We start from the raw sequence: 19,847 nt of genomic DNA on the forward strand, positions 1-19,847 counted from the left end.
TGTTGTAAAAAACGAGTGCGATCACGTCTTCAGATCTGAAGGCCCCCTTCCTCGATCAGGATGCCGGGGGAACATGGTGTGAAAGCCACGTTTCCAACGCTTGCTGCGCCGCATCGAAACGCCCCCTCAATGTGCCAGGATTCCCCTCTCCTGCCTCCAGCGCGGCGCAGTAATCGGCAAATTCTCCGAGCCCCAGGGCTAGGGCGCTCCCCTTGAGCTTGTGGGCCAGAGATCGCCTCTGCTCTTCGTCATCGCTTTGCTCCAGCCTGGTGACCAGCTCGCCCCCCTGGCTGGCGAACAACTCGGCCAGCTGGCGGATGCGCGGCCCGCCCAGCAGGTGCAGGTCAGCTTCCAGCACCGGGTTGGCGATCTGCGTCGGCTCAGCCGGGACGGGCTGCAAACCCTGCTCTACAGGCAGTGGTGCGGCAGGCTCGCCCTCTTCCTGAAACTGGCGTTCGATGGCGCTGGCCAGGGCCGCCAGTCGCACCGGCTTGCCGACGAAATCGGCAAACCCGGCGGCGAGACAGTGGCGGATATCCTCCGGGTACATCTGGGCCGAGATGGCGATGGCAGGCAGGCCGCAGCCATGCTCCTCCTCGCTGATGGCGACCAGATCCTCGCGCAACGTCATGCCATCCATGTCAGGCAGGTTGATGTCAAGCAGGGCCAGCTCGAAGGGGCGCTCGGTCACCCGCACCAGCGCGGTGCGCCCGTCTTCGGCCAGAGTGACCCGGTGGCCGAGGCGTGCCAGCATGCCCTGGGCTACCAGCCGGTTGATCTCGTTGTCCTCCACCAGCAGGATCTCCCGCGGCTGGCCGAGGCGCACCGGCTGGGAGCTGGCCGGCAACCGGGCAGCCGAGCGCTGCAGCGGCAGGCTGAAGCTGAATTCACACCCTTGACCCGGTTCGCTGGAGAGATTGAGCTCTCCGCCCATGGCCGCCACCAGCCGGCGGCTGATGGCAAGCCCCAGCCCCGTGCCCCCCTGATGGCCCATGTCCCGCTTGCGCTGGCGGAAGGCCTCGAACACCGCCTCCTGCTCCCCCGCCGGGATGCCGGGGCCCGTGTCTTTCACCACGAAGCGGATGCAAGGCTCGGCACAGGGGCCCGCACAAGCCAGAGGGGCCACCACCAGGGTGATGTGCCCCTCGCCGGTAAACTTGACCGCATTGCCCAGAAGGTTCGCCAACACCTGGCGTAGCTTGCCCACATCCCCCTCCACCACGGGGGGGAGCGAAGGGGCATACTCCAGCACCAGCGCCACCCCTTTTCCCTCGGCCTTCGGCCTGAACAGGGCAATAAGCTCATCGGCGAGCTGATGGAGGGGGAAAGGCTCGCGGCGCGCCTCCACATGGCCCGCCTCTATCTTGGAGTAGTCGAGGATGTCGTTGAGGATCTCCAGCAGGGATTCGCCGCTGTGCTCGATGGCGGCCAGATAGCGCTGTTGGGTCTCGCTGAGATGGGTGTCCTCCAGCAGGGTGAGACCGCCCAGTATGCCGTTCATAGGGGTGCGGATTTCGTGGCTCATGGTGGCGAGGAACACCGACTTGGCCCGGTTGGCCTGCTCTGCCTCGGCGCGGGCCAGCCGCTGCTTCTCCACCTCTTCGTTGAGGCGCGCATTGGCATGGCTGAGCTGTTCCGTGCGCTCCTCGACCCGCGACTCCAGCTCCCGCTGGTAGCGGCCAAGTTCGATGGCATTGTCACGAAACACCTGCAGTGCTCGCGCCAGCTCCGCCAGCTCGTCGCGTCCCGCTTCCCCGACCGGCGTCAACGGCGTCAGATCCCCCTTGGCCAGGCGGCTCATTCCCTCCACTGCATGTTGCAGCGGCCAGACTATGCGGCCATAAACCATGCGCCACATCAGCAGGATGAGCAGCACCAGGGTGAACAGACCGATCACCATCAGGGCCTGTTCCAGCAGTTGCAACCTGGCGCTCAGGGCCTGCTGGCTCTCCCCCAGGGAGTCCCGAGCCTTGTTCACCAGGCTACCGACCTGACGGTTGAGGCTCTCCATCAGGGCCTCGTTGGCGGCGGCCAGCACTCGCAGCGCCTCCCCCTTGCCGAGCCAGTCGCTGCGCAGCTGCACCAGCCGATCGCTTTGCTCCAGCACAGTCAGCGCCTGCTCCACCGCCTGGCGGCGCGCCGGATCCGTCACAGCCCCGGATCGCAACCGCAGGATGGCCAGCTCACGGCGCACGTCCTGCAGCAGGGTTTGCAGCCCTTCCTGCTGCTCGCTGCGCCAGATCTCCTCGATGCGCTGCTGTTGCATCAGGGTGCGATGGCGCAGCTCCGTCATCTGCTCCAGCCAGTCGAGATCCTGCTCCAGCAGCCGATCGATAGCCCGATCTGCAGACCGTCCTTGCAGTGAATAGAGGGAGCCGAGCCCCGCCACCATCACGGTTTCAGCGTTCTCCATCTGGCTGCGGGCCAGCTCCGCCACCTGACCGGCGGCCGCTACCAGGCGGGATCGCAGGGCACTACCTTCAGCCATTAACGTGAGACGCTCCCCTACCAGCCAGCCCTGCTGGCCCAGGTTGCCGATGATGGTCTGGCTGAGCTGGTGCAACTCATCGGGCGTCTGCTTGCCACCCCCATGGCCCAGTTGCTCCAGCACGCGCTGCATCTGCTGCCCCTGCAGGGTGAGCAGCCGCCCCTGATGCTCCCGCTCCCCTTCGCTGGTCGCGGAGGCCAGCAGGTGGGAGGAGCTCTGGATCTCGCCGCTCAGCCGCGCCAGGGTGCGGGCCAGCTCCTGATCCGCCAGGGTCTGCTGTACCCCCTGCTCCAGCTGACGCAGATGAGTGAGCCCGATCCACCCCAGCAGGGAGGCGCTCAGGGTCAACAGCGCCATCAGGGAGAAGGCCAGCAACAACTTGCCGCCCAGGCCGGAAAAGATTCTCACGGGAAGTACCTTGGTTGTGGTCGACTTTGACCGGATAATATGGCTCCACACTTTAACAAAACCCCTGGCCATGCGAAGCGTCTATCTCTCCCTGTTGCTCATCTTGCTCCCGGCCTGTGTCCACGCCTTCGAGGTGGATCACTGGCCCGGCGGCACCTTCAGCGGCCAACCGGTCAGCCTCGACTGGCCAGCGCCAGCCCCCCTTGTGCGCCCCCTGACCCTGTGCGCCCTCTATCCCCATCTGCGCGACGCCTACTGGCTATCGGTCAATCAGGGCATGGTGGAGGAGGCAAAGCGGCTCGGCGTGAAACTGCGCATTCATGAGGCGGGCGGTTACGGCGCCATCACCGAGCAGCGCCAGCAGTTGCAGCAGTGCATGAACGAGGGGAGCGACGCCATCCTGCTCGGCGCGGTGAGCTACGACGGCCTGAACGAGGCGATCACCGCCAGCCCGCTGCCGGTGTTCGGCCTGGTCAATGATCTGCCCGCCGGGCTGGTGCGGGCCAAGGTGGGGGTCTCCTGGTACCAGATGGGCTGGCAGATTGGCCACTGGCTGGCCAAGCGCCACCCTGCCGGCAGCCCGCCGGTCTCGGTGGCCCTTTTCCCCGGCCCGCAGGCGAGCGGCGGCAACAACTTCGTCGAGCCGGGTTTTGCCGACGGCATCAAGGGAAGTGCCATCCGGCTGGTGACCACGGCGCGCGGCGACAACAGCCGCGAGATCCAGCGTACCCTGGTGCAGCAGACCCTGGCCCGCCATCCTGATCTCGATTATCTGGTGGGAGGCGCCATCGCCGCCGAGGTGGCGGTCAACGAGCTGGCGCAGCGCCAGCTCGATCGTCCCAAAGTGCTGAGCACCTACTTCAGCCACGGGGTCCAGCGCGGCCTGCGCCGGGGCAAGATCCTGGCCGCCAACAGCGATCAGATGCGCCAGCAAGGACGCCTTGCGCTGGCCCAGGCAGTCTGCCTGCTGCAAAAGCCCGATGCTGGCGAACGCCAGTGCCCGCGGGTGATGGGCCCCCCCATCCTGACCCTGGAGGCCCCTCTGGCCGACCCGGGCAACTCCTTGTCTGATGGCGCTTTTCGCCCCGTCTACCGGGTCGGCACCGACGCCAGCGGCAAGTAACGCCACCAAACTCAAGGAAGAAGTGATGAGAACATTGCATGCAAGCTGCCTGTGCGGCGCCGTCACCCTGACTCTGCCGGATCAATTCGACTACATGGGCAACTGCCATTGCAGCGAGTGCCGCAAGTTTTCAGGGGCGGATTACGCCTCCGTCGGCGGGCTGGATGGTGACAAGGTCAATGTGGTGAAGGGCATTGATGCCATCAGCCGCTATGAGAAATCGGCGGAGACAACCCTCGCCTTCTGCCGCCATTGCGGCTCCAGCCTGTTCAGCCAGAAGCGCAGCAGCGGCAAGATCAATCTGAGGCTGGGGGTGCTGGACGAGGCGCCCAGCCAGCGCCCCGCCTTTCACATCTTCGTCGGCTCCAAGGCGCCCTGGCACGAGATAGGCGACGACTGCCCGCAGTTCGACACCTGGCCACCAGCCTGAGTCCCTCTTGATATGACGGCCTGCGCGGGGAAAAGCACCAGGCCCTGATATGGCGCCCCTGGTTTTAAGAAGCTATCTCGCCGGCGAACAGGTAGCCTTCCCCGTGTACGGTGACAAACAGCTGGGGATCCCGGGGATCCTGCTCCATCTTGCCCCGCAGCCGCCGGATCAGCACGTCTATGGTGCGATCGCTCGGGCCATCGCCGCGGTGGCTGGTGAGGGCCAGGATCCGCTCCCGGCTAAGCACCCGCCCGGCGTTGGCGATAAAGGCCACCAGCACCTCGTACTCCGCCTTGGTCAGGCGCACCGGCACCCCGTCCTTGCTGAGTTGGCGACGGGGAATATCGAAGCGCCAGGGACCGAAGCGCACCGCATCGTCTGCAACCGCCGGCTCGCTCGGCTGAGCTGCGGCCAACGAGATGCGCCATAGCAGGTTCTTGACCCGCACCAGCAATTCCCTCAGCTCGAACGGTTTGGTGACATAGTCGTCGGCTCCCATCTCAAGGCCGACGATCCTGTCCACCGCATCGCTGCGACCGGTCACCAGGATGATCCCCACTGTACTGCGGGCGCGCAGTTCACGGGTCAGCAGCAAGCCATCCTCCCCCGGCAGGTTGATGTCCAGCATCACCAGGGCCACCTCCTGCTCTGCCAGCACGGCCCGCATCTCTTGGCCGTTTTCGACCGCGGTCACCCGATAGCCTTCCCGTTCGAAATAGCCGGTCAGCTTCTCGCGGGTGACGGCATCATCTTCAACAACCAGAATGTGGTGGCTCATGGGCAAGGTCCGCGGCGTTCAACAAGGGAGGGTTATTCTATTCATATTTTGTCATAAATACCCCTATTTCATTAATTTCCGACGGCAGCCCTGTTCACAACGCCTCCCTATCATGGCCTCCATCAAAAAAGTGATGTGAGAGACCATTATGAAAAAACTGTGGCATTTCCTGCGCACACCCAGCCGTCGCTGGTCGGTGCTGGCGCTGGTTCTGGCCGGCGTCGGGGTCACCCTGGCCGGTACCGTTGGCTTGCACTACGGCTTCGAGAAGACCAGTACCCTCGAGTTCTGTATCTCCTGCCATACCATGAAGGACACCGTGTACCCCGAGTACAAGGAGTCCATTCACTTCAAGAACGCCTCCGGCGTCCAGGCCGTCTGTACCGACTGCCACCAGCCGAAGGACTTCGTCGGCAAGGTAGCCCGCAAGATGGAGGCGGCCAACGACCTCTATCAGCAGTACATCGGTCACAGCATCGACACCCAGGAGAAGTTTGAAGACAGGCGTCTGCACCTGGCCGAGAAGGTATGGGCGCGCATGAGCAGCCAGAACTCCAAGACCTGCAAGTCCTGCCACAGCTACGACAACATGGACCATGCCAAGCAGTCTCCTGCCGCCGCCAAGGCGATGACCGAGGCCGCCGCGAAGAACATGAACTGCATCGAGTGCCACAAGGGCATCGCCCACGAACTGCCGAACATGGCGGGCGGCTTCCGTGCCACCTACGCCACCCTGGCAAGCGAAGCCCAGCAGGCACCGGCTGCCGAGACCCTCTACACCCTGGGTGAGAAGGATCTCTACGCAAGCGAAGAGAGCACCGATCCGGTCGGCAAGCTGCTGCCCGCCTCCCGCATCGAAGTCGTGGCCCGCAGCGGCGATCGCCTCAAGGTGACCATCGAAGGCTGGCGCGAAACCGAAGGCAAGGGCCGCGTACTGAGCGAGTACATGGGCAAGCGAGTCTTCGTGGCCACCATCCGTGACGAGCTCAAGGCAAACGAGAAGATCCTGAAACAGGAAACTGACAGCGCCACCCATATCAAGTGGGAACAGGTACAGGTTCAGGCCTGGGTCGATGGCAAGGGCCTCGAATCCTCCCTCAAACCGATCTGGGATTATGCCGGCGAGATGTACAAGTCCACCTGCAACTCCTGCCACGCGGCGCCGGATCCGGCTCACTTCACCGCCAACGGCTGGATCTCGGGTCTCAAGGCCATGTCCGCCTACTACCGCCTGAGCAAGGAAGAGGAGCGCACCCTGCTCAAGTACCTGCAAAACCATGCCGCCGATACCGGTGGTCAGGGCAGCCACTAATTCCGGATTCGAAAGAGGAATAACAAGATGATCAATATTTCCCGTCGTGGTTTTCTGGGTGGCTTGCTGGCCAGCGGTGCCAGCGCCCTGATCGGCCCCTCCCTGCTCGGTCGCGCCGTGATGGCCGCCGAGTCCGGCGAAAAACTGGTGCAGTCCGGCTCCCACTGGGGCGCCTTCCGCGCCCGTGTGGTCAACGGCCGCTGGGTCGAGACCCTGCCGTTCGAGCATGACAAGCACCCGACCGAGATGCTCAAGGCCCTGAGTGAAGTGGTCTACAACCCCTCCCGCATCCGCTACCCCATGGTGCGTCTGGACTGGCTGCGCAAGGGCCACCAGTCCGACACCAGCGAGCGCGGCCAGAACCGCTTCGTGCGGGTGACCTGGTCCCAGGCGCTGGACTTCTTCTATCACGAGCTGGAGCGGGTGCAGAAGACCTATGGTCCGAGCGCCCTCTACGCCGGTCACTCAGGCTGGCAGTCGGTCGGCAAGCTGCACTCCGCCGGCGCCATGCTGGGCCGCGCCATGAACCTGCACGGTACCTATCTGGCCAAGGCCGGTGACTACTCCACCGGCGCCGCCCAGGTGATCCTGCCCCACGTGGCGGGCGCCATGGAGGTGTACGAGCAGCAGACTTCCTGGCCCCTGGTGCTGGAGCACAGCAAGACCATCGTCATCTGGGGTTCTGATCCCATCAAGAACCTGCAGGTGGGCTGGTTGGTGCCGGATCACAGCGTCTACGAATACTGGGCACAGCTGAAAGAGAAAGTGGCCAAGGGCGAGATCAAGGTCATCAGCGTCGACCCGGTCAAGTCCAAGACCCAGAAGTACCTCAATTGCGATCAGGTGACCCTGAACCCGCAAACCGACGTCCCACTGATGCTGGGTATCGCCCATACCCTCTACAGCGAGAAGCGTCACGACGAGGACTTCCTCAAGAACTACACCACCGGCTTTGACAAGTTCCTGCCCTATCTGCTGGGCACCAAGGATGGCCAGGTGAAGGATGCCGAGTGGGCCTCCGCCATCTGTGGCGTGCCTGCCGAGACCATTCGCGAGCTGGCGCGCACCATGGCCAGCGGCCGCACCCAGCTCATCGGCGGCTGGTGTGTGCAGCGTATGCACCACGGCGAACAGTACGCCTGGATGCTGGTGGTACTGGCCTCCATGCTGGGCCAGATCGGCCTGCCGGGGGGCGGCTACGGTTTTGGCTGGCACTACAACGGCGCCGGTACCATCACCTCCACCGGCCCCATCATGTCCGGCTTCAGCTCCGTCATTCCCGGGGTCAAGCCGCTGCACAACGGCGACTGGAAGGGCTACTCCAAGTTCATCCCGGTGGCCCGTTTCGTCGACTGCATCCTGAACCCGGGCAAGACCATCGCCTTCAACGGTCAGACCATCACCTACCCGGAGATGAAGATGGCGGTGTTCTGCGGCAACAACCCGTTCCACCACCAGCAGGATCGCAACAAGATGATCGCCGCCTGGCGCAAGCTGGAAACCGTGGTGAGCGTGGATCACCAGTGGACCGCCAGCTGCCGCTTCGCCGATATCGTGCTGCCGGCCACCACCACTTATGAGCGGGATGACATCGAGCAGTGGGGCTCTCACTCCAACGCCGGCATCCTGGCCATGCACAAGGTGGTCGAGCCGCTGTTCGAGGCGCGCGACGACTACGACATCTTCGCCGATCTGTGCCGTCGCTTCGACCGCGAGGCCGAGTTCACCGGTGGCAAGACCAAGCTGGAGTGGATCCAGAGCATCTATGACGATGCCCGCCTGCAGGGCCGCGGCATCGGTATCCGCCTGCCCCGCTTCAGCCAGTTCTGGCACGGTGAAGGTTTCGTTACCTTCCCGGCGGGCAAGCCCTGGGTGCGTCACGAGTCGTTCCGTCAGGAGCCTGATCTGGAACCGCTGGGCACCCCGTCCGGTCTTATCGAGATCTACTCCAAGACCATCGCCGACTACGGTTACGCGGATTGCCCGGGCCACCCGGTCTGGATCGAGCCTTACGAGCGCTCCCACGGCGGCCCTGGCAGCAAGCAGTTCCCGCTGCACCTACAATCCTGCCACCCGGACAAGCGCCTGCACAGCCAGCTCTGCTCCTCCGACAACTACCGTGCCACCTACACGGTGCAGGGTCGCGAGCCGGTCTACATGAACCCGCAGGACGCCAAGGCACGCGGGCTCAAGGACGGGGATCTGGTGCGGGTCTTCAACGGCCGCGGTCAGGTTCTGGCCGGTCTGGTGGTGAGCGAAGACTACGCCCCCGGTGTGGTGCGCATCCAGGAAGGTGCCTGGTACGGCCCGCAGGAAGGCGGTAAGGTGGGGACTCTCTGTACCTATGGCGATCCCAACGTGCTGACCGCGGACATCGGCTCCTCCAGCCTGGCGCAGGCCACCACGGCCCACACCGCGCTGGTGGAGATCGAGAAGTTCCGTGGCGAAGTCCCGGCCGTCACCGCCTTCGGGGCACCGGAATCCGCCAAGGGCATAGATCCCATGTTCCCGGCACTGTGAACCAGGGGGACGAAAGTCCCCCCTTGAGTTTCCTTTATTTTTAAAGTCGTTAGAATCGGGAGCCTCTATGGCTCCCGATTGTCATCCACGGAGGAAAAATGCAGGAATTTATGGCTACCAGCGAACGCCGGGCCGAGCTTTACTGGTGGTTCTCCACCCTGTTCGCTGCCGAACTCAGTGATGCACAGATCGCTGAATACGACACCTACGACGTGCGCAGCTTCTTGAAGAGCCTCTCAACCCTCGACCCCATGCGCGAGGCAGTGGCCGAACTGAACGATGCCATCGCCCGCCTGCTGGTACGTCCCGATCGCCAGCTGGAGCTCGCTGCCGACTTCGCCGGCCTGTTTCTGGTCGATCCCAAGCAGGGAGCCCTGCCCTATGAGTCGCTCTACCGCGGCGATGGCAAGCTGCTGATGCAGGCCCCCATGGCCGAGATGCAGGCTCGCCTCGATCGCCTCGGCATCAACATCAGCGAGAAGTACAAGGAGCCCGCCGATCACCTGGCCATCGAGCTGGATCTGATGGGCAACCTCATCATCCGCGCCGCCGAGGCGACCACCGCCGCCCAGCGCGAGGAGTGGCTCAAGGAGCAGGAAGCGCTGCTGCACCATCACCTGCTGGGGTGGTTCGAGCAGTTCGAGAACGCCTGTCGCGCTGCCGACGAATTCGGCTTCTACGGGGCGAGTGCTCGTCTGCTGGGGGTATTCCTCAAGATGGATGCCAACTACCTGAGCCTGATCAAACCGGCCCAAAGCGCCGGCTAAGCCGATGAAGACAGCCCTGCTCCTGATCGCATGCTGGCTGCTGGCCCTGATCCCGCTGGATCAGGGCATTACTCCCCTCGCCGTGCTGCTGTTCAACCCGGACAGGGAACTCTACGGCACTGCCCAGCTCACCGGCTTTGCCGGCATACTGCTGACACTCTACCTCGCCAATCTCGGCGTCGAGGTGGTGCTGCGCCGCCGCTTCCAGATAGCGGGCATGCTGGCCCTGCTGGCCTCCTGGATCGATTTCATCAATAGCAGCGGCACCGAGAGCCACTGGTTGCTGCTCTACGCCATGGCGCTGCCTTTCCACCTGATCGGCTGGCTGGTCTTCGTGCGGGGTATTCAGGCCTTCGGCCGCGAGAAGGGGTGACGGCCTACTGGCCGCCGATTTCCAGCTGCCAGCTGTCATCCCGTTCGTTGAGATAGCGGGTCAGAGGAGAGTCGCCCTGATAGCGGGGCGTTTTCTTGAACTGGAGCGGGAATGGTTCATCGACCAGCGACTGGTTCAATGAATCGGCTACCTGTTCACGTACCGATGGCGCCAGTCCAGCCCCCTGTTCCACATAGCCCTGGCCGGCAAAATCCGATTCGAACGCGGGGGCCTCAAACTGCCAGGCCGCGGCCAGCAACATCAATCCAATCATCAAACAAACTCCTCTTTATCGTCTCTCATACGCCTTGTTTTCCGTATTTTTGCCGCATCTTATGCTCGAGGAAAGAGCAAGGCCGCTATTAATGCCTTTATCAGAGGGAGAATCTCTCCGTAGATGCCCTTGCTGCCTGGTCTGAACGAGGTTTTTGCCGCCCTCTGAGAACGATCACCTAACCCCAGCTGACTCCCTACCCGAGAGTTCGTGCCATACTGAAATCCACTTAAGTAACAAATCAGTCAATGCCGAGGTCTTCATGGACGGGAAGCTTTTCAATGCCGATGCCGAGGCACTCCTGACCCAGCTGTCTGATCACACCGTTCTGGAACAGCTGATGGATACGGCGCCGCTGGGCATAGGCGTATTCGATCGCGAATTTCGTTATCGCAAGGTCAACCAGGTGCTGGCCGACATCAACGGCAAGAGCATCGCGGAACACCAGGGGAAGCTATTGCGGGAGGTGGTGCCCCAGTTGGCCCCTACCCTAGAGCCCATGTTTCAGCAGATCATGCGCAGCGGTGTGCCCTATGTGGATATCGCCATCTCGGGTCAGACCGCCGCTCACGGCTGTAGCTACCGGCGCTGGCAAGCCACCTACAGCCCGATGCGCAATGAAAGGGGGGAGCTTAACGGGATCCTCGCCATCGTGCGGGACATCACGGAGCAGTACGAAACCGAGCAGCGGCTGCAACTGGCGATGCGTGCGGCCCAGATCGGGGTCTGGGAGTGGCATGTGGCAGAAGACCGTCTGCTGTTTGAGGGGCAGATTGGCTCCCTGCTGGGCCCTCGAAACAACCGCTTCCTCGGGGGGCTGCAGTCGTTCGTCGACTGTTTCGAGCCCGAATCCGGCAACCAGCTCAAGACCGCCCTGCTGGGGGATCAGCCAATCCATCTCACCTTGAGTTACATCAACCACCTCGATGAGCGTCACTGGGTCGACATCCATGCCGATCACGTCCCTGCCACCGAATCCGTCGGGCGCCGGGTGATGGGGGTGATCCACAATGCCACCGCCCGCCGCCGTCAGGAGGAGCGGCTGCACCAGGCCAACGTGGTGTTCGATACCACGGCCGAAGGGATCATCATTCTCGATCACGACCACCGCATCATCTCGGTCAACCCGGCATTCACCATGCTGACCCAGTACGACTCTGACGAGGTGATGGGGCACACTATGGATATGGTCATGCATCCGCAAACTCACGGTGCGCGCGACTATCCCTGGTACCAGTTGCAACCGGGCAACAATACTTGGCATGGCGAGCGACTGTGCCTGCGCAAGGATGGCAGCTACTTCTCCTCCTGGCAGCAGATCAGCGCCGTCTACGACAGTTTCAACAACACCACTCACTTCGTGATAGCCCTCTCCGACATCAGCGCCATCCGCAAGGTCGAGGCCGAGCTCAACCATTTGGCCTACCACGATCCCCTGACGGAGCTTGGCAACCGCCATCTGTTGCAGGAGCGGCTGGCCCTTGAGCTGAAGACGGCCAAACTCAACCGAAAGCGACTGGGGCTGTTGTTTATCGACCTGGACGGCTTCAAGCTGATCAACGACAGCCTGGGCCACGGGGTCGGCGATCAGTTGCTCAAGCGCCTGGCAGAGCGGATCCACGGCTGCCTGCAAGCACACGATCTCGCAACACGGCTTGGCGGCGACGAATTTCTGGTGTTAATCCCCTATCTGGATCAGCCCGAAGAGCTGGAGATGCTGGCCAGTACCCTGTTGGATGTGCTGCGTGAGCCTGTAGAACTGGTCCATGAGCAGGTCGCCATCTCCGCCAGTATCGGGATCGCCCTCTACCCGGACCATGCCGATACGCCCGAGAGCCTGATCAGCGCAGCAGACAGCGCCATGTACGAAGCCAAGAGCCAGGGGCGCAACGGCTACCAGTTCTATACCCCCAGCATGGCCGCCCGTGCCCGGGAAAGAATGCAGATGGAGCAAGGGCTGCTCAAGGCGCTGGAGCAGGATCAACTCTGCATCTTCTACCAACCCATGACCGACCTCACCACTGGCCACTTAAGTGGACTGGAGGCCCTGATACGCTGGCAACACCCCCATGAGGGGATGATTGCCCCGACCCGCTTTATTCCGGTGGCGGAAGAGTGCGGGCTGATCGAAAAAATCGGGGAGTGGGTGATGCGCAGCGCCTGCCGCCAAGGACAGAGCTGGCTGGCGGCAGGTCTGGACGTGCCCCGCCTATCGGTCAATGTATCGGTGCGGGAGATGCGCTCCCCCGGTTATGTGGAGCGGGTCGCCGCCATCCTGAAGGAGACCGGATTCCCACCAGAGCGGCTGGAAATCGAAGTGACCGAGAGCATCATTCAGCGGGTCGATCAGAGCCTTGAGCTCTTCACCCGCCTGAAAAATCTCGGGGTGCAGATCGCCATCGACGACTTTGGCACCGGCTTCTCATCCCTAAGCCTGCTAAAAAGCCTGCCCATCGATCGTATCAAGATAGATCGCGCCTTCGTCCAGGCGCTGCCAGATGACAAGAACAGTCGCGAGCTGTGCCGCACCATCATCAATCTGGCGGACAGCTTGGATATGGAGGTCACGGCGGAAGGGATCGAGACCCAGGCCCAGTATGCATTCTTGCAGTCGCTCAACTGCGGTGAAGGTCAGGGCTATCTGTTCAGCAAGCCGCTACAGGTGGAACATATGAGCCACCGGCTGGCTCCGCCCCCCCAGTCCTAGGTCACACCATTGAAACAGGCCCTCGGTGCAGCAAATGCCGGGGGCCGATTTTTCCTACCTCATAACTGACAATCGGATAAAAAAACGCCCTCCATGGGCGTTTCGTTGCAAAGACTTTCACCTCTGTCATCCCCTGTGTACGGGAGCGGAGCACCGCCTATCCAAAAGTCTAATTGCCCCCTCATGCCAAAGGTATAAGTTGTTACTCAATTATTAAAAGGATGTTTTCACAGGAGTGACAGATGAGCGAGAGCAAGGTCTACCCGGTCAAATCCCATATCAGCAACGGCGCCCTGCTGGACAAGGCAGGTTATGAGGCCATGTACCAGGCCTCCGTTGAAAACCCGGACGCCTTCTGGGGCGAGCAGGGCAAAATCCTCGACTGGATGAAGCCCTATACCAAGGTCAAGAACACCTCCTACGACCCGGGCCACGTCTCCATCAAGTGGTTCGAGGATGGCCAGCTCAACGTCTCGGCCAACTGCCTGGACCGCCACCTGCGCGATCGAGGCGACAAGGTCGCCATCATCTGGGAAGGGGACAACCCGGCAGAAGATCGCAAGCTGACCTATCGCGAGCTGCACGGCGAAGTGTGCAAATTTGCCAACGTGCTCAAGGCACAAGGGGTGCGCAGGGGTGACGTGGTCTGCCTCTACATGCCCATGGTGCCGGAAGCGGCCATCGCCATGCTGGCCTGTACTCGCATCGGGGCCGTGCACAGCATCGTCTTCGGTGGTTTCTCGCCGGAAGCGCTGGCCGGTCGCATCATAGATTCGGGTTCGCACATCGTCATCACCGCCGACGAGGGGCTGCGTGGCGGGCGTGCCGTGCCGCTCAAGAAGAATGTGGACGAAGCGCTCACCAACCCGGAAACCCAGGTCAACAAGGTGATCGTGCTCAAGCGTACCGGCGGCGATGTCGCCTGGCACAGCCATCGCGATGTGTGGTGGCACGAAGCCACCGCCACCGTCAGCAGCGACTGCCCGCCCGAGGCGATGAACGCCGAAGACCCGCTGTTCATCCTCTACACCTCCGGTTCAACCGGCAAGCCCAAAGGGGTGCTGCACACCACTGGCGGCTACCTGGTCTATGCCACCCTCACCTTCAAGTACGTGTTCGACTACCACGAAGAGGACATCTACTGGTGTACCGCCGACGTGGGCTGGGTTACCGGTCACTCCTATCTGGTCTATGGCCCGCTTGCCAACGGTGCCACCACCATCATGTTCGAAGGGGTGCCCAACTACCCGGCCAGCAACCGCATGAGTCAGGTGGTGGACAAGCATCAGGTCACCATCCTCTACACAGCCCCCACCGCCATCCGCGCCCTGATGGCCAAGGGCAACGAGGCAGTCGAGGGTACTTCCCGTTCGAGCCTGCGCATCATGGGATCCGTGGGTGAACCCATCAACCCGGAAGCTTGGGAGTGGTACTACCGCACCATAGGCGACGAGCGCTGCCCCATCGTCGACACTTGGTGGCAGACCGAGACCGGCGGCATCCTGATCACTCCGCTTCCCGGCGTCACCGACCTGAAACCCGGCTCCGCCACCCGTCCCTTCTTCGGGGTACAACCGGCGCTGGTCGATAACATGGGCGAACCGCTGGAGGGGGCCACCGAGGGCAACCTGGTGATCACCGACTCCTGGCCGGGTCAGATGCGCACCGTGTTTGGCGATCACGAGCGCTTCGAGCAGACCTACTTCTCCACCTTCCCGGGTCGCTACTTCACCGGCGACGGAGCTCGTCGCGACGCCGACGGCTACTACTGGATCACCGGTCGGGTGGATGATGTACTGAACGTCTCCGGCCACCGCATGGGTACCGCCGAGATCGAATCGGCCCTGGTGGCCCATCCCAAGATTGCCGAGGCGGCCGTGGTCGGCGTGCCCCACGAGATCAAGGGTCAGGGTATCTATGCCTACGTCACCCTGATCGCCGGGGAAGAACCGAGCCGCGAGCTGCACAAAGAGGTCAAGGAGTGGGTACGTAAAGAGATCGGCGCCATCGCCACTCCGGACGTCATCCACTGGGCCGAGGGGCTACCCAAGACCCGCTCCGGCAAGATCATGCGCCGCATCCTTCGCAAGATTGCCACCGGCGAGACCGACAGCCTGGGAGACATCTCCACCCTGGCGGATCCGGGTGTGGTAGACAAGCTGATCCGCGAGAAGTCGGAAGCCGCCTGATCGAGCCCCGTTTTACCGATGAACAAAGCCGACCCTGGGTCGGCTTTGTTGTTTCTGCGGAGCCGGAATCGGCACCCTGCGCAGATGGTGGACGGGGCAGATAAACGAGCAAAAAATAGGCAGATGTAGAGATTAGACCAGTAAAATGCTGTTAATTTTCACGAAATCAATATAATTGCGAAATCTGTGTGCCAGGGCACACCCATTTGCGCAGAAAATGGCTAGATTTCTGGTAGTCCGCAAGATAGCTGACAGATAGCAGCAATATCATCGAGGATGTACTCAATATGTCGCAAAATCACCGAATCCTTCTGCTTAACGGACCAAACCTGAATCTGCTGGGCAAACGGGAGCCGGGTATCTACGGCAGCAAGACGCTCGATGAGATCGTCGCCGATCTGGCGCACAGCGCCAGTGAACTCGGCGTCAGCCTGGAACACCTGCAATCCAACGCCGAACACGAGCTGGTCGGCCGCATTCATCAGGCCATGGGCCAGGTGGATTTTATCATCATCAACCCGGCCGCCTTCACCCACACCAGTGTCGCCATCCGCGATGCCCTGCTGGGTGTGGCCATCCCCTTTATCGAGGTGCACCTGTCAAATGTTCATGCCAGGGAGCCCTTCCGTCATCACTCCTACCTCTCCGATGTCGCCAAGGGCGTCATCTGCGGGCTGGGAGCCGATGGCTATCAATTCGCTTTAACCGCGGCCGTGCACCACCTGCGCGCGGCTTGATAATCACTTATCTGATAAAGAAGAAAGAGAATGCTAATGGATATCCGCAAAATCAAGAAGCTGATTGAACTGGTTGAAGAGTCCGGCATCGCCGAACTGGAGATCTCCGAAGGTGAAGAATCCGTTCGCATCAGCCGCAACTTCTCCGGTCAGGTGACTGCCGCCCCGCAGATGATCATGCCGCAAGCAGCTCCGGTCGCTGCGCCTGTTGCCGCTGCACCGGCTGCTGCGCCGGCCGCCGCCGATGCTGCCCCGAGCGGTCACCTGATGCGCTCCCCCATGGTTGGCTCCTTCTACCGCTCCTCCAGCCCGGAAGCCAAGCCGTTCGTGGAAGTGGGCCAGCACGTCAATGTCGGCGATACCCTGTGCATCGTCGAAGCCATGAAAATGATGAACCAAATCGAATCTGACAAGGCCGGTGTGATCAAAGCGATCCTGGTTGAAAATGGTCAGGCCGTCGAATTCGACGAGCCGCTGTTCATCATCGAATAAGGGAAATCGCCACCCATGTTGGACAAAGTAGTCATCGCCAACCGCGGTGAAATTGCCCTGCGGATCCTGCGCGCTTGCAAAGAGCTCGGGATCAAGACAGTGGCCGTTCACTCCACCGCCGACCGGGAGCTCAAGCATGTGCTGCTGGCCGACGAATCCATCTGTATCGGCAAGCCGGCCAGTACCGACTCCTACCTCAACGTGCCGGCCATCATCGCCGCCGCAGAGGTAACCGGTGCCGTGGCCATCCACCCGGGTTACGGCTTCCTCTCCGAGAACGCCGATTTTGCCGAAGTGGTCGAAAAGTCCGGCTTCATCTTCATCGGCCCGCGCGCCGAGACCATCCGCTTGATGGGTGACAAGGTCTCCGCCATTGAGGCGATGAAGAAGGCGGGCGTCCCCTGTGTACCGGGCTCCGACGGTCCGGTCGACAACGACGCCAAGCACAACGCCGCCATTGCCAAGCGCATCGGCTATCCGGTGATCATCAAGGCCGCCGGTGGCGGTGGTGGTCGTGGCATGCGCGTGGTGCGCAGCGAAGCCGAGCTGGCTTCCGCCATTGCGCTGACCAAATCCGAAGCAGGCCAGTTCTTCAAGAACGACATGGTCTACATGGAGAAGTACCTGGAGAACCCGCGTCACATCGAGATCCAGGTGCTGGCCGACGGCCAGGGCAACGCCATCTATCTGGGTGAGCGTGACTGCTCCATGCAGCGTCGCCACCAGAAAGTGGTGGAAGAGGCCCCGGCACCGGGCATCACTTCCGAGATGCGCAAGTTCATCGGCGAGCGCTGCGTGCGCGCCTGTATCGAGATCGGCTACCGCGGAGCGGGTACTTTCGAGTTCCTGTATGAAAACGGCGAGTTCTATTTCATCGAGATGAACACCCGTATCCAGGTTGAGCATCCGGTTACCGAAATGGTCACCGGCGTGGATCTCATCAAGGAGCAGCTGCGCATCGCCGCCGGCCAGCCCCTGTCGATCACCCAGCAGGACATCCGCATCCGTGGCCATGCCATCGAGTGCCGGATCAATGCCGAGGATCCGGCCACCTTCATGCCCTCGCCGGGTCTGGTGCAGCGTTTCCACGCGCCGGGCGGTCTGGGCGTGCGCTGGGATTCCCACATCTATGCGGGCTACAAGGTACCGCCCCACTATGATTCGATGATCGGCAAGCTGATCTGCTACGGCGAGAATCGTGACATCGCCATCGCCCGCATGCGCCACGCGCTGGACGAGCTGGTGGTCGAGGGGATCAAGACCAACGTGCCGCTGCAAAAAGAGATCATGAAGGACGAGAACTTCCAGCACGGTGGAACCAACATCCACTACCTGCACAAGAAGCTGGGTCTGTAAGACTCGCGTCCGCAGATCCTCTGCTGAAAAAGGGCCATGGCGACATGGCCTTTTTTTGTTATCCTTGCGCCCCTCGAAATTGTCGGAGGCCAAGGTGAACCGTTTCGCTCTCGCCCGCCGGGAAGCAGTCTTCTGCCTGCTGCTGACCCTGCTCTACTTTTTTGCCTGGTATGGCACCGCCTACTTTATTCCGCCGCAGCTTGAGCTGTGGGGGCTGCCGCTCTGGTTCCTGCTCAGCTGCATGGTGATGCCGCTGCTGTTCATCCTGCTCTGCGCCCTGATGGTGAACCGCTTGTTCGTGGAGATCCCCCTCGAACCCGAGCCGCGCCAGCCCAAGGAGTCCTCCCATGAATCTTGAGTTGATGCTGCCGCTCTTCATCTATCTGGTGCTGGTGCTGGGGGTTGGCTTTTGGGCCAGCCGCCATCGCGCCGCCGGCAACTTCGTTCAGGAGTACTTCATCGGTAACCGCAGCATGGGCGGCCTGGTGCTGGCCATGACGCTGGTGGCCACCTATACGTCGGCCTCGTCCTTTATCGGCGGCCCCGGCGCCGCCTACAAGATTGGCCTCGGTTGGGTGCTGCTGGCGATGATCCAGCTGCCCACCGTCTGGCTCACCTTGGGGGTACTTGGCAAGAAGTTCGCCATCATCGCCCGCCGGGTCAATGCGGTGACCATCAACGACATGCTGTGGGCCCGCTACCAGAGCCGGGCCGTGGTGATCCTGGGCTCGGTGACCATCATCCTCGCCTTTATCGCCACCATGGTGGTGCAGTTCATCGGTGGGGCCCGCCTGCTGGAGACCGCCACTGGCCTCTCCTACCAGCAGGGGCTGTTCCTGTTTGCCGGCTGCGTGCTGCTCTACACCATCATCGGCGGCTTTCGCGCCGTGGTGATGACCGATGCCCTGCAGGGGATCATCATGCTGATCGGCACCGGTGCCCTGCTGGCGGGGATCCTGATCGCGGGGGATGGTTTGCCCAACCTCATCCACCAGCTCAAGGCGATCGATCCCAAACTGGTAAGCCCGCAGGGGGCCGGCGACATGCTGACCCAGCCCTTCATGCTGAGCTTCTGGATCCTGGTCTGCATCGGGGTCGTGGGGCTGCCCCACTCGGCCCTGCGCTGTTTTGGCTATCGCGACAGCAAGGCGCTTCATCGCGGCATCCTGATCGGCACAGTGGTGAGCGCCCTCTTGATGTTCGGCATGCACCTGGCCGGGGCCCTCGGCCGCGCTATCCTGCCCGGCATGGATAGTCCGGACAAGATCATGCCCTCTCTCATGATGGAGGTGCTGCCCCCCTGGCTCGCCGGGGTCTTCCTGGCGGCGCCCATGGCGGCCATCATGTCGACCATCGACTCCCAGCTGATCCAGGCCTCGGCCACCCTGGTGAAAGATCTCTACCTCAACTACCTCAATCCGAAGCAGGAGAAGCTGGAGGTACGCATCCCCCGCCTCTCCCTGCTCTGTACCCTGATCCTCGGCACTCTGGTACTGCTGGCGGCGCTGCAGCCCCCCGAGATGATCATCTGGCTCAACCTGCTCGCCTTCGGCGGCCTGCAGGCGGTATTCCTCTGGCCCCTGGTGCTCGGCCTCTACTGGCCGCGGGCCAACGGTCGCGGCGCCCTGGCCAGCATGATCTGCGGCATTCTGTGCTATGGCATCCTGAGCCAGTGGGGGATCAAGCTGGCTGGTCTGCACGCCATCGTGCCCAGCCTGACTCTCGGTTTGTTCTCCTTCGTGGTGGTGAGCCTGCTCAGTGCTCCGCCCTCGCGGGAAGTGCGGGAGTTGTTCGAGTAAAAATTGAGTAAAAAATGAATTAGGGGTTCCGAAACTATCCCCAAATGGGTGTTTTACGGGTAAACTGTGCGCCGAGTCACAAAAAAATGGCGTC

The 19,847-nt window shown here is 62.2% G+C and carries 16 protein-coding genes; 13 read left to right on the forward strand and 3 right to left on the reverse strand.

What is annotated here, in order from left to right:
- Positions 1-55 precede the first annotated feature (55 nt).
- On the reverse strand, positions 56-2,896 hold the full coding sequence (torS, locus tag MRK42_RS16945) for a TMAO reductase system sensor histidine kinase/response regulator TorS (protein ID WP_354688340.1): 2,841 nt from the start codon (positions 2,894-2,896) through the stop codon (positions 56-58).
- A 70-nt stretch (positions 2,897-2,966) separates the two neighbouring features.
- On the opposite strand from torS, the gene torT reads away from it, so the two are divergent.
- Both torT and MRK42_RS16955 read left to right on the forward strand, forming a co-directional pair.
- Positions 2,967-4,019 (forward strand): TMAO reductase system periplasmic protein TorT, encoded by a 1,053-nt coding sequence (gene torT, locus MRK42_RS16950; protein ID WP_354688341.1) that lies wholly within the window; start codon positions 2,967-2,969, stop codon positions 4,017-4,019.
- A 25-nt stretch (positions 4,020-4,044) separates the two neighbouring features.
- Entirely contained in the window at positions 4,045-4,449 is a 405-nt protein-coding gene (locus tag MRK42_RS16955) for a GFA family protein (RefSeq protein ID WP_354688342.1), read from the forward strand.
- Positions 4,450-4,513: 64 nt separating this feature from the next.
- Here MRK42_RS16955 and torR read toward each other — a convergent pair whose 3' ends face one another.
- Positions 4,514-5,227 (reverse strand): two-component system response regulator TorR, encoded by a 714-nt coding sequence (torR, locus tag MRK42_RS16960; protein WP_338611133.1) that lies wholly within the window; start codon positions 5,225-5,227, stop codon positions 4,514-4,516.
- Positions 5,228-5,375: 148 nt separating this feature from the next.
- Between torR and torC the strand changes: the two genes are divergently transcribed.
- The 4 genes from torC to MRK42_RS16980 all read left to right on the forward strand — a co-directional run bounded on the left by torC (position 5,376) and on the right by MRK42_RS16980 (position 10,199).
- Positions 5,376-6,539, forward strand: coding sequence for a pentaheme c-type cytochrome TorC (torC, locus tag MRK42_RS16965; protein ID WP_201940674.1), 1,164 nt, complete (start codon positions 5,376-5,378; stop codon positions 6,537-6,539).
- Between the two features lie 27 nt (positions 6,540-6,566).
- Positions 6,567-9,059 (forward strand): trimethylamine-N-oxide reductase TorA, encoded by a 2,493-nt coding sequence (torA, locus tag MRK42_RS16970; protein ID WP_354688343.1) that lies wholly within the window; start codon positions 6,567-6,569, stop codon positions 9,057-9,059.
- A gap of 98 nt (positions 9,060-9,157) precedes the next feature.
- Complete coding sequence (torD, locus tag MRK42_RS16975) at positions 9,158-9,826, forward strand: molecular chaperone TorD (RefSeq protein WP_201940670.1); 669 nt, start codon at positions 9,158-9,160, stop codon at positions 9,824-9,826.
- A gap of 4 nt (positions 9,827-9,830) precedes the next feature.
- Positions 9,831-10,199, forward strand: coding sequence for a hypothetical protein (locus MRK42_RS16980; protein ID WP_124239054.1), 369 nt, complete (start codon positions 9,831-9,833; stop codon positions 10,197-10,199).
- 4 nt (positions 10,200-10,203) lie between these two features.
- Here the strand turns inward: MRK42_RS16980 and MRK42_RS16985 are convergent, their stop codons facing one another.
- The gene (locus MRK42_RS16985; RefSeq protein ID WP_042028137.1) at positions 10,204-10,473 is read right to left on the reverse strand and encodes a hypothetical protein; all 270 of its coding nucleotides are present in this window, start codon (positions 10,471-10,473) and stop codon (positions 10,204-10,206) included.
- A 262-nt stretch (positions 10,474-10,735) separates the two neighbouring features.
- Between MRK42_RS16985 and MRK42_RS16990 the strand changes: the two genes are divergently transcribed.
- The 7 genes from MRK42_RS16990 to panF all read left to right on the forward strand — a co-directional run bounded on the left by MRK42_RS16990 (position 10,736) and on the right by panF (position 19,753).
- A complete protein-coding gene (locus MRK42_RS16990; protein WP_354688344.1) occupies positions 10,736-13,180 on the forward strand; it encodes an EAL domain-containing protein in 2,445 nt (814 codons plus the stop codon).
- Positions 13,181-13,422: 242 nt separating this feature from the next.
- The gene (acs, locus tag MRK42_RS16995; RefSeq protein WP_042028138.1) at positions 13,423-15,369 is read left to right on the forward strand and encodes an acetate--CoA ligase; all 1,947 of its coding nucleotides are present in this window, start codon (positions 13,423-13,425) and stop codon (positions 15,367-15,369) included.
- Between the two features lie 287 nt (positions 15,370-15,656).
- Positions 15,657-16,106 carry a type II 3-dehydroquinate dehydratase gene (gene aroQ, locus MRK42_RS17000; protein ID WP_026457432.1) on the forward strand — a complete coding sequence of 150 codons (450 nt, stop codon included), beginning with the start codon at positions 15,657-15,659 and terminating at the stop codon, positions 16,104-16,106.
- 36 nt (positions 16,107-16,142) lie between these two features.
- Entirely contained in the window at positions 16,143-16,598 is a 456-nt protein-coding gene (accB, locus tag MRK42_RS17005) for an acetyl-CoA carboxylase biotin carboxyl carrier protein (RefSeq protein ID WP_026457431.1), read from the forward strand.
- 15 nt (positions 16,599-16,613) lie between these two features.
- Positions 16,614-17,954, forward strand: a complete 1,341-nt coding sequence (gene accC, locus MRK42_RS17010; RefSeq protein WP_042073312.1) for an acetyl-CoA carboxylase biotin carboxylase subunit — start codon at positions 16,614-16,616, stop codon at positions 17,952-17,954.
- Positions 17,955-18,048: 94 nt separating this feature from the next.
- Positions 18,049-18,312, forward strand: coding sequence for a YhdT family protein (locus tag MRK42_RS17015; RefSeq protein WP_354688345.1), 264 nt, complete (start codon positions 18,049-18,051; stop codon positions 18,310-18,312).
- Positions 18,302-19,753 (forward strand): sodium/pantothenate symporter, encoded by a 1,452-nt coding sequence (gene panF / locus MRK42_RS17020; RefSeq protein WP_354688346.1) that lies wholly within the window; start codon positions 18,302-18,304, stop codon positions 19,751-19,753. Before MRK42_RS17015 ends, panF begins: the two co-directional genes overlap by 11 nt.
- Positions 19,754-19,847 lie beyond the last annotated feature (94 nt).

The sequence above is a fragment of the Aeromonas sp. 19NY04SH05-1 genome, assembly GCF_040581895.1.
In the GTDB taxonomy this organism is placed as follows: domain Bacteria; phylum Pseudomonadota; class Gammaproteobacteria; order Enterobacterales; family Aeromonadaceae; genus Aeromonas; species Aeromonas enteropelogenes.

Excerpts from the sequence above, each read along its gene's own strand:
- torT (WP_354688341.1), top strand. The coding sequence starts at position 2,967 with ATGCGAAGCGTCTATCTCTCCCTGTTGCTCATCTTGCTCCCGGCCTGT.
- MRK42_RS16955 (WP_354688342.1), top strand. The coding sequence starts at position 4,045 with ATGAGAACATTGCATGCAAGCTGCCTGTGCGGCGCCGTCACCCTGACT.
- torR (WP_338611133.1), bottom strand. The coding sequence starts at position 5,227 with ATGAGCCACCACATTCTGGTTGTTGAAGATGATGCCGTCACCCGCGAG.
- torC (WP_201940674.1), top strand. The coding sequence starts at position 5,376 with ATGAAAAAACTGTGGCATTTCCTGCGCACACCCAGCCGTCGCTGGTCG.
- torA (WP_354688343.1), top strand. The coding sequence starts at position 6,567 with ATGATCAATATTTCCCGTCGTGGTTTTCTGGGTGGCTTGCTGGCCAGC.
- torD (WP_201940670.1), top strand. The coding sequence starts at position 9,158 with ATGCAGGAATTTATGGCTACCAGCGAACGCCGGGCCGAGCTTTACTGG.
- MRK42_RS16980 (WP_124239054.1), top strand. The coding sequence starts at position 9,831 with ATGAAGACAGCCCTGCTCCTGATCGCATGCTGGCTGCTGGCCCTGATC.
- MRK42_RS16985 (WP_042028137.1), bottom strand. The coding sequence starts at position 10,473 with ATGATTGGATTGATGTTGCTGGCCGCGGCCTGGCAGTTTGAGGCCCCC.
- MRK42_RS16990 (WP_354688344.1), top strand. The coding sequence starts at position 10,736 with ATGGACGGGAAGCTTTTCAATGCCGATGCCGAGGCACTCCTGACCCAG.
- acs (WP_042028138.1), top strand. The coding sequence starts at position 13,423 with ATGAGCGAGAGCAAGGTCTACCCGGTCAAATCCCATATCAGCAACGGC.
- aroQ (WP_026457432.1), top strand. The coding sequence starts at position 15,657 with ATGTCGCAAAATCACCGAATCCTTCTGCTTAACGGACCAAACCTGAAT.
- accB (WP_026457431.1), top strand. The coding sequence starts at position 16,143 with ATGGATATCCGCAAAATCAAGAAGCTGATTGAACTGGTTGAAGAGTCC.
- accC (WP_042073312.1), top strand. The coding sequence starts at position 16,614 with ATGTTGGACAAAGTAGTCATCGCCAACCGCGGTGAAATTGCCCTGCGG.
- panF (WP_354688346.1), top strand. The coding sequence starts at position 18,302 with ATGAATCTTGAGTTGATGCTGCCGCTCTTCATCTATCTGGTGCTGGTG.